Raw genomic sequence first — 3,422 nt, forward strand, 5'->3', positions numbered from 1 at the left:
AAGGGCGCCGCGATGAGATGCAAGGGCAAAAGTGAGTGATGATGATCAAGCAAGACCGCTGCCGGGACACCCCGAGGTACTGTCAGGGCGTCACAGCTCGGTGGTCTGATTGGGACCCGGCAAGCGGACTTCATCAGGGCCAGCGGTCACATGCACCGCGCGCACAGGCCGGACAAATGACCGCAACCTGCTTCGATCCACGTCACTCGACAAAACCCTTGCAAAACCGGAGCCGTCCACAAATGATACCAACGGCCCGAGGCTTTGACTCTGTGAGGGCTTCCCAAGTGTGTCAGTTGCTGATTCACTCTCTCTGGGATGTGAGGGAGGATCAGCATGGGGGTGGAGATCACGCGTAGGGAGCTGTCGGCGGCGGACCTACGGCGCGAGGCGGCGCGGGCGAAGGACGCAAGGGCGTCGCGGCGGATGCTTGCGCTGGCCTTCGTGCTCGACGGGCGGACACGGACGGAGGCGGCAGAGAGTTGCGGGATGGATCGGCAGACCCTGCGCGACTGGGTTCATCGCTATAATGCGGAGGGGCTGTCGGGTCTCATCGATCGTCCTCTTCCGGGCCGGACGCCCATGCTCAGCACGGAGCAGATGAGCGAGCTGGCGGCGATCGTCGAAGCGGGGCCGGACTCGGAGATGGACGGAGTTGTGCGCTGGCGGCGGGTCGATCTGTGCGCAGTGGTGGAGCGCCGCTTTGGCATTCGCGTGGCGGAGCGGACGATGAGTTCGATCCTCCGCCGGCTCGGCTTCGTGAAGCTGTCGGCGCGGCCGCGTCATCCGCAGAGCGATCCAGACGCCCAGGAGCTATATAAAAAACTTTCCAGAACTGGTGCGCACGGCCCTGCCTGAGGAGGCAAAGGAAAAGCCTCTGGAGGTCTGGTTCCAAGATGAGGCGCGCGTTGGCCAACAGGGGACGCTCGCGCGTCTCTGGGCCCGCAAGGGGACGCGCCCGCGGGCACCGAAGGACTGCCGCTACGCCTGGGCCTACATCTTTGGAGCCGTCTGCCCGGCCCGCGCGACCGGCGCCGCGCTCGTCATGCCCTACGCCAACACAGGTGCGATGAGCGACCACCTCGCCGAGATCGCCCGGCACGTTTCGTCCGGCGCGCACGCCATCCTCGTCGTTGACGGCGCCGGCTGGCACAGCTCCAGGGAGCTCGTCGTGCCGGCGAACATCACCCTACTGACGCTTCCGCCCTACAGCCCCGAGCTGAACCCGGTCGAAAACATCTGGCAATTTCTCCGCCAGAACCACCTCGCGAACCGCGTCTTCGAGAGCTACGACGCCATCGTCGGCGCCTGCTGCGAGGCGTGGAACGCGCTCATCGCAATCCCGGAGCGGGTCGCCTCGATAACCTCCCGAGATTGGGCGAAGGTCAGCGGATGATGCCGTTGGTATGACACCACCTTGGAACGCGCTCCGCCGGGTGTTCATGGCATCGCGCATCCGGGCGCCTGACGTGATGATCCGCATCCACCCGTGGAGGCCGAAAAAAGACCCTTGAGCCGTTGAAGGTTGCGAAGAAAAAGCATTTTTGTCAGGATATTAGATGCTCATCTACCCTTGCCGGGACGGCATGAAGACTCACGTTATGGGGTGTTGGCCCTATGCCGGGGTCATCCAAACCAGAAAGGAGCATATCATGCAGACATCCTGCCAATCCTGCACCTTCTTCGACGAACATCACGGCAACCAGAACCAGGTCGATGAGGCCGGTCTGTGCCGTTACAACCCTCCGATCCAGCAGCCCGAAGCCGATGTGCGCGGCCTGTGGCCCGTGGTCAAGGAAGACGATTGGTGTGGCCACCACACCGAGGCGCGCCAGCCGCATTGAGTTGGCACGAACATCGAGATTGCGGCGCCGCCCGACGGCGTCCTTTCTCCCGAAAGGCCGAACCGTCGGCCGCGTAAAGCTCCCATCAAGCGGTGCGCGGGACGCCGTTCAGATGCGTTTGAGGGTATATGACCCGCCTTGAACAAGTTCTGTACGACTCGGCGAAGTCATGGCCGGCTTCTTGCTCGAAAGCACCGGGCGCCGTCGCGCTCGCTCAATATAAGTGGTCTCCGAAAACGCCGACAAGGCAATTACCGGCCTAACCGAACGCCGGTGCTCCACTGACTTGCCCATGCCCGACGAGCCCGACAGCAGTGCCCTACTCCGCCTCGACCGGACTCAGCCGCAGCAACTTGCCATCCTCGTAATCGGTCAGCAGCAAGATAGCGCCGTCACGCGCGGGGATCACGTCGCGGACGCGGCGGTAAAGCTTGATCTGCTCCTCGCCGTCCACCGTCTCGCCATCGAACGAGACCCGCACGAGCGCCTCGGCCGACAGCGCACCGATCAGGGCATCGCCCTGCCAGTCGGGAAAGGTCTCGCCCTCGTAGAACGCCATCCCGGAAGGCGATATCGCCGGTCGCCAGTAGAAGAGCGGACGGGCAAACGCCTCGGTATCGGTCTCGTGGTGCGGAATGGGAACGCCGTTGTAATTCTCGCCGTTCGAGACCACAGGCCAGCCGTAATTGCGCCCCGGCAGAGGGACGTTGATCTCGTCACCGTAAAGCGGGCCCATTTCGTGGATGTAGAGCTCCCCCGTCTCGGGTCGGATCGCGGCGCCGAGCGGGTTGCGGTGCCCGGACGACCAGACCGCGTCGAGCGGTGCGGCGGCGGTTGCAAAGGGGTTGTCCTCGGGGATCGCCCCGTCATCCTCGATCCGTACGACCTTGCCAGATTGGTCTCGTCGCTCTGTGCAGGGTCGAAGCGCTGGCGCTCGCCCGAGGTGACGATGAGCCTGCCGTCGGGCGCGAAGACGAGACGGCCGCCGAAATGGCCCAGACCCACCGATTTCGGCTCCTGCCGCCAGAGGACCTCTGGATCGACCAGAGCATCGCCATCCAGCCGGGCGCGCATCACCACGCCGCCCTTCAGCATGCGGTCCTCCATATCGACATAGGGGCCCAGGCGCGGGTCGGCATCGAGCGGCGCGTCTGCGGATTGCTCCTCGGCGGCTTCGACGTAATAGAGATAGATCAGGCCGTTCTCGGCGAAATCGGGGTGGACCGCCACATCGAGGAGCCCGCCCTGATTGCGGTAGGCGACATCCGGCGTCCCGGTGATCGGCTCGGAAAGGCCGCCCTCCTCGGTAAAGCGGCGCAGGCGGCCCGGCTTTTCGGTGATCAGCAGCGCGCCGTCGGGCAGGTACGCCATGCCCCAAGGATACTCGAGCGTCGCCAGCTCCTCGATCCGGAGCGGTCCCGCGCTCGACAGAACGGTGTCGGCGTCTCGAAGGGTGGTCTGCGCCGAAGCAGCGGTTACAGCTGCCAGTCCAAATGCGAACGCGGCGGCCAGAAGGGAAGGTCGGGGCATCGGTCTCTCCCTATGTAAACAATTTCCGGCAAAGGCCAGCGTTCCCCC

2 protein-coding genes and 1 pseudogene are annotated in these 3,422 nt (G+C 64.4%); 2 read left to right on the forward strand and 1 reads right to left on the reverse strand.

Features of this window, described 5'->3' with window-relative positions:
- The first annotated feature begins 336 nt into the window (after nt 1-336).
- Both JSE7799_RS20205 and JSE7799_RS18615 read left to right on the forward strand, forming a co-directional pair.
- A protein-coding gene (locus JSE7799_RS20205) for an IS630 family transposase (RefSeq protein WP_144431812.1) occupies nt 337-1,396 on the forward strand; the annotation gives its coding sequence in 2 pieces (ribosomal slippage) (nt 337-821 and nt 820-1,396; 1,062 coding nt in all).
- Nucleotides 1,397-1,652: 256 nt separating this feature from the next.
- Nucleotides 1,653-1,844 carry a hypothetical protein gene (locus JSE7799_RS18615; RefSeq protein ID WP_055664953.1) on the forward strand — a complete coding sequence of 64 codons (192 nt, stop codon included), beginning with the start codon at nt 1,653-1,655 and terminating at the stop codon, nt 1,842-1,844.
- Nucleotides 1,845-2,163: 319 nt separating this feature from the next.
- Here JSE7799_RS18615 and JSE7799_RS22380 read toward each other — a convergent pair.
- Nucleotides 2,164-3,374 (reverse strand): annotated as a pseudogene (locus JSE7799_RS22380) (PQQ-dependent sugar dehydrogenase).
- Nucleotides 3,375-3,422: the final 48 nt, after the last annotated feature.

Source organism: Jannaschia seosinensis, assembly GCF_001408515.1.
Classification (GTDB): Bacteria; Pseudomonadota; Alphaproteobacteria; order Rhodobacterales; family Rhodobacteraceae; genus Jannaschia; species Jannaschia seosinensis.